The 6,617-nt window shown below is 39.3% G+C and carries 6 protein-coding genes; all 6 read right to left on the bottom strand.

Features of this window, described 5'->3' with window-relative positions:
- Nucleotides 1-53: 53 nt before the first annotated feature.
- A complete protein-coding gene (locus AC1DPQ_RS13840) occupies nucleotides 54-539 on the bottom strand; it encodes an FKBP-type peptidyl-prolyl cis-trans isomerase (RefSeq protein WP_477580109.1) in 486 nt (161 codons plus the stop codon).
- Nucleotides 540-678: 139 nt separating this feature from the next.
- On the bottom strand, nucleotides 679-1,125 hold the full coding sequence (locus AC1DPQ_RS13835) for an FKBP-type peptidyl-prolyl cis-trans isomerase (RefSeq protein ID WP_477580111.1): 447 nt from the start codon (nucleotides 1,123-1,125) through the stop codon (nucleotides 679-681).
- A 336-nt stretch (nucleotides 1,126-1,461) separates the two neighbouring features.
- Entirely contained in the window at nucleotides 1,462-3,255 is a 1,794-nt protein-coding gene (locus AC1DPQ_RS13830) for an acyl-CoA dehydrogenase family protein (protein WP_477609792.1), read from the bottom strand.
- A 185-nt stretch (nucleotides 3,256-3,440) separates the two neighbouring features.
- A complete protein-coding gene (locus tag AC1DPQ_RS13825; RefSeq protein WP_477580148.1) occupies nucleotides 3,441-3,794 on the bottom strand; it encodes a four helix bundle protein in 354 nt (117 codons plus the stop codon).
- A gap of 107 nt (nucleotides 3,795-3,901) precedes the next feature.
- Complete coding sequence (locus AC1DPQ_RS13820) at nucleotides 3,902-5,077, bottom strand: acetyl-CoA C-acyltransferase (RefSeq protein WP_477580150.1); 1,176 nt, start codon at nucleotides 5,075-5,077, stop codon at nucleotides 3,902-3,904.
- A gap of 150 nt (nucleotides 5,078-5,227) precedes the next feature.
- The coding region (locus tag AC1DPQ_RS13815) for an enoyl-CoA hydratase-related protein (protein WP_477609790.1) at nucleotides 5,228-6,617 on the bottom strand (1,390 nt) is incomplete at its 5' end.

The raw sequence follows: 6,617 nt of genomic DNA, 5'->3' as shown, positions 1-6,617 counted from the left end.
GTAGTAGCCAGTAAAAGTGTGAATAGGCTAAGTTTAGTAAATTTGTTCATTTATTATTGTACGTCTGTAAGTGTTATAGTAAAATCAAGTATTGAATTTGCCGGAACCAAAGATGATGGTGATTGCGTCCCATAAGCGTAATATGAAGGTATTATCAATCTGATCTTACCACCTTTTTGTATTTTTTGAATCCCAATTTGCCATCCTACAATAACGTTACCAAGTAGAAACGAGGTTGGGGTTCCTTTGGTACTATCGAAAATAGTTCCGTTTAATAATCTTCCTTCATAATCAGAAGTGATTTTTGTAGATGCTGCATACACCACACTTCCTGTTCCTGGTTCTAATATCTGATAAAATATACCACTGGCATCTTTCGTAGCCGAGATATTATTAGTCTTAACAAAAGCACTTATTGCGGCAGTATCGGCCTTAAATTGTGGAGTAGGGTCGTAATCATCAATCGGCACATTTTTTTTACAGGCTGCTAAGCACCCTGCAAAGCAGATCATGAGTATAAAATATTTAAACTTAACCATCAATCGCAAAAATAAGCTTTTAATACGGATGCTACAATTTTTAACCTATTTTAACAATTTTAAGGAGCTTAAAGGCAAAAGCAAAAAGACTAAAGAGGCATTTTGATTTGAATTTAGTCTTTTATCCCTAGTCTTACGCTTATTGTGTATTAGACAGCTGTATGGTAAAATCTAATACAGAGTTACCAGGGATCGGGCCTACCGAACTGCTTCCATAACCCAAACCCGGTGGAACGATTAATCTTATTTCTCCACCTTTTTGTATTTTAGGGATACCGATTCTCCAGCCCTGTATTAATTCTGCCAGATTAAAGGTTTGCTCTTTGCCACCACCATTATCAAATACAGTTCCGTCTAATAACCTACCTTCATATTTAATGGTTATTTTGGTATTGTTGGGATAAGTGAACGATCCCGAACCAGGTTTAATGATCTGATAATATAAGCCAGAATCGTCTCTAACTGCATTAATATTATTTTGTTTGATGAAATCGGTAATTTGTTTTTCAGGGTCTTCATCTTTTTTACAAGACGAAACCATAGCTACACATAAAAGAAGTATCGGAAGTAATCTAAATTTAAACATGCGCGAAAATAGGATTTTAATAACACAACCTTAAAAACTAAGCTAATTTTTCAAATGTGATGAAGCAATCTTAATGCGGTCGCTATACTCCATAGTGTAAGATTGCTTCGTCGTTCCTCCTCGCAATGACGAACTTTCTTTTGGAATCTATCAATGTTAGGAACGAAGCATTTGTTAAAATTCAGATTAAGGTGTTTCGACAGGCTCAACATGACAAAATAAGATAAAAAACAACTCATATGAAAAATACACTATGTATTAAAAACCAAAAAAGGTTTAGCGCCTGAGTTAATGCACCCAAACCCTAAACCTTAAACCCTCTACCCTAAACCTACCTTAAAAAATATACTTATTTGCTTCAATAAGCTGTTGGGCAACTCTTTGACGGGCATCTTTAACATTAAATGGCTCTACTTTGGTAAAACGGCGTAAACCAACAAGCATCATACGTTGCTCATCACCTTCGGCAAATGCCCAAAGCGCTTCTTTACCCGCTTTGGCTATACCATCAACCGCTTCTACCAAATAAATTCTTAATAGATCTAATTGACCCGCAATGGCTTCTTCTCCGCGGGTGCTTGCTAATTTTTCTGTTCTCAACAGTGCAGATTCAAGCACATAAACATAACTGGCCATGTCTGCAATGTTCATTAAAATTTCCTGCTCTTTGCTTAAGGTCATCATTAATTTTTGAACCGCAGCACCAGCCACCATTAAAGTTGCTTTTTTCAAATTCGAGAGCACTTTTTTCTCTGCAGCAAACAAGGTGGTATCTTCTTCGCCAAAATCAGGGATGCTCATTAATTCGGCTGCAACTGCTGTAGCTGGTGTCATTAAATCCAGTTCACCCTTCATGGCGCGTTTCAGCATCATATCAACGGTTAGCAAACGGTTAATTTCGTTTGTACCTTCAAAAATCCGGTTGATACGTGCATCACGGTACGCCCTATCCATTGGCGCATCGGCACTAAAGCCCATGCCACCGTAAATCTGCACACCTTCATCCACAGTATAATCTAAAGCTTCAGAACCCCATACTTTTAAAATGGCACACTCTACCGCAAATTGCTCCACAGATTTTAACCTCGCTTTACCAGATTCCATTCCACCCGCAACCAGTTGATCGTAAGTATCATCAATATTCTGACCTGCACGGTAGTTCGCCGCATCAACAGCGTAAAGTTTGGCGGCAATTTCTGCAATTTTAAAACGGATAGCGCCATATTTAGAAATCGGGCGACCAAACTGGATCCGCTCATTCGAATAATTAATCGCAGTATTTAAAGTTGCTTTTGAAGCACCAATAGCTGCCGCCGATAATTTAATACGGCCAATATTTAAAATGTTAACCGCTATTTTGAAACCGTTTTCTCTATCGCTCAACATGTTCTCGACTGGCACCGGACAATCATTAAAGAAAACCTGACGGGTTGATGAACCTTTAATACCCATTTTATGTTCTTCGGGATTCATGGTTATGCCACCGAAATCTTTCTCTACAATAAATGCAGTTAAGTTTTTATCATCGTCAATTTTAGCGAAAACAATAAAAATATCGGCAAAACCACCATTGGTAATCCACATTTTCTGTCCTGTGATGATATAGTGTTTACCATCGGCGCTCAGCGTGGCTTTGGTTTTACCAGAGTTCGCATCCGAACCCGAGTTTGGTTCGGTTAAGCAATAAGCAGCCTTCCATTCACCCGAACCGAGTTTAGGAATATACTTTGCTTTTTGCGCTTCATTACCATAATATAAAATTGGTAAGGTACCAATTCCGGTATGAGCAGAAAGTGCAACGGCGAAAGAGTGGCCTGCACCTACCACATCTGCAACCAACATGGAAGTATTGAAGTTTTTACCAAAACCGCCATACTCTTCCGGTACCGAAACGCCTAAAATACCCAGTTCACCAGCTTTGGTTAAGAGTGTTGGCATTAGTTCAGGATCTTCCTGTTTGTCAATTTTATCTAAATTGGGATAAACCTCAGCCGCCAGAAAATCGCGACAGGTTTGTGCAATCATCTGCTGCTCTTCATCAAATTCTTCAGGGATAAATACTTCCTGATAAGTGGTATCCTTAATTAAGAATTCACCGCCTTTAATTGTCTTTTTTTCAGTTGTTTCCATTGTTTTAGTATCTAGTAGCGAGTATTAGGTATCAAGACAAAGCTTAACACTAGATATCACTAAATTTCAATATTATGCAGCTATTATCAGGCATCAAAACTGTGTTCAAAACTTGATATCGCTTTATTATTTTTTCTATTATTTCTTTTATTCAATCTGGACACTTTATACTCAAACCTTAATGCTTATACTTTGATACTTCTATCCAAAGCATAAACCATTTTTTGAATCTCAGTAGTTTTCTCAATCAAATCGGCTGATAATTCATCATCTAGTAATTCAAGTCGGTTTGAAATAATCAATTGTGTCTCTAACTCAAAAGCTGAACCTTGGCTTATGTTCAAAAAATATTTGAATTGAGTACCACCTCCTCTACCAGAACCCTCAGCTATATTTGAAGAAATTGATACCCAACATCTTTTCATTTGTGAAATCAATCCAAATCTTTCTTCATTCGGCAAGAGTGATGTCGCTTTATAAACTTCAACAGCTAAGTCGATTGATTTTTGCCAAACTTTTAGTTCTTTAAAATTATGCATATGCTTTAGTATTAAATTATGAATACAAATATGTCTGGGATGATTTTATAAACTTGTTTACACTTATTATTCAATCTCGATACTTGATACCCACATCTTGATACTAATTACAACAACTCAAATATCCCCGCTGCACCTTGCCCGGTTCCTACGCACATGGTTACCATTCCGTACTTTTTATTTTGTCTTTTTAGCTCATTCGTGATCTGTACGGTAAGTTTTGCTCCTGTACAACCCAGCGGATGCCCTAATGCAATTGCACCACCATTTACATTAATTACGTCGGGATTTAAATCTAATGTTCTGATTACGGCTAACGATTGTGAGGCAAAAGCTTCGTTCAGTTCAATTAAATCGATATCCTCTTTTTTCAAACCGGCTTGTTTCAACGCTTTTGGAATTGCCTCAATTGGGCCAATCCCCATAATGCGTGGCGGAACACCCGCAATACCATAACTCACCAACCTGGCAATCGGTTCTGCATTTAATTCTTTCATTTTCTTTTCAGAAACCACTAGCACAAAAGCTGCCCCATCAGATGTTTGCGATGAGTTACCAGCAGTTACACTTCCAACCGCATCGAATACGGGCTTCAGTTTCGCCAATTTGTCTAGAGTAGTATCTGCACGTGGACCCTCATCGGTATCAACCACGTAAGAACGTGTTTTCTTTTTAAGGTTTGCATCGAGGTAATTTTCGTTTACTGTGATTGGCAGAATACCGTCTTTTAAATGACCGTTTTTTATAGCGTGAATAGCTTTTTCATGAGATTTTAACGAAAAAGCATCTTGATCTTCACGGCTCACATTATATTCTTTAGCTACTGCTTCGGCGGTTAAGCCCATGCCCCAATACCAGTCTGGATTGTTTTTTGCAACTTCTGCATTTGGTACAAGCTTCCAACCTCCAAAAGGCATTCCACTCATCACCTCTACCCCACCTGCAATAATACAATCGGCCATGCCAGCCTTAATTTTGGCAACTGCTGTAGCAATGGTATCTAAACCCGATGCACAATAGCGGTTTACCGTAACACCAGGAACTTTATCAGTATCCAAACCCATTAGCGAAATCATACGGCCAATATTTAAGCCTTGCTCTGCTTCTGGAGTAGCGTTACCCACAATTACATCATCAATCTGTTCGTTATCTAAATTCGGAACCGATGCCACTAAAGCCCTGATTACTTCTGCGGCTAAATCATCAGCTCTTGTAAAACGGAATACGCCACGGGGTGCTTTGCCCACTGCTGTACGATATCCGGCTATAATATATGCTTCCATTATTTTTAGTATTTTTATGGCAATAGCCAATATTATCTTTTTAATTTTTCGCGTTCGTCATGCTGAACTTGTTTCAGCATCTATCCTGGAAAGACCCTGAAATAAATTCAGGGTGACGTCGCAGAAACCCCATATATTTCTATGTATCCATTAATTCCTCAACGGTTTCCCCTTAGTAATTATCGACTGGATCCGCTCTAACGATTTCCGCTCACCTGCAAGTGATAAAAAGGCTTCTCTTTCCAGATCCAATAAATATTGCTCCGTTACTTCTGTTGGAGCCGATAAGTCGCCTCCACACATCACATAACCTAATTTTTCGGATATTTTTTTATCGTGTTCAGAAATGAAATGTCCCGCATACATGCTATTTGCACCAGCATAAACAATTCCTAAACCTTGCTTTCCTAATACTTTGATATCGTTGCGTTGTACAGGCTTCGTATAACCGGCATCAGCCAATTCTATTGCTTTAGCTTTTGCATCGGCCAATAAGCGGTTCCGGTTCATTGAAATCGAGAATTTATCCTTTTGCAGATAGCCCAGCTCGTAAGCCTCGTAACCAGAAGTAGAAACTTTCGCCATTCCGATGGTTAAGAAACGGTCTTTCAAAGCATTTTGCACAATCTGATCATCTTTATACTCATCAGAAGCACGCAAAGCAAATTCTTTTGTTCCGCCGCCACCAGGGATAACGCCAACACCAAACTCAACCAAACCCATATAGGTTTCGGCCGAAAGCTGAACGTGATCGGCATGTAAACTGAATTCGCAACCACCACCCAGGGTTAAATTATGCGGGGCAACCACAACCGGAATAGAAGAATAACGGATGCGCATCGAAGTATTCTGGAACATTCTGATCGCCATATTCAATTCATCCCACTCCTGCTCTACCGCCATCATAAAAATCATACCCACATTTGCACCGGCAGAGAAATTTGCACCATCATTGCCGATTACCAAACCACGGTAATCTTTCTCGGCCATATCAATCGCTTTGTTTATTCCAGAGATCACATCCCCGCCAATGGTATTCATTTTGGTGTGGAATTCTACATTCAGAATGCCATCGCCCAGATCGATAATCGAAACACCTGAGTTTTTCCAAAGGGTTTTATTTTCGCGGAGGTTATCCAAGATGATGAACTCATCGGTTCCTGGTAAGGCTTTATAACTTTTAGAAGGGATATCGTAATATTTTTTAACGCCATCTTCTACTTTATAGAATGAAGTATTTCCGGCATCGAGCATTTCATGTACCCAAGCCGCAGCTTTATTGCCATATTGCTCCATTCCTTCGATGGCTTCTTTTACGCCAACTGCATCCCAAAGTTCGAAGGGGCCAAGCTCCCAACCGAAACCAGCACGCATGGCATCATCGATACGGTACAATTCGTCAGAAATTTCAGGAATTCTATCTGATACATATTCAAATAAACCAAATGAAGAATGGCGGAACAACTCGCCCGCCTTATCTTTTCCTTTGGCAAAAATCTTCATACGCTCACGAAGATTTTCAACCGGTTTAGTCATTTCT

The organism is Pedobacter sp. 01T416_2, assembly GCF_056398925.1.
Note: the sequence above shows the minus strand (reverse complement) of the source record. Positions and strands in the feature narration are given on the sequence as shown.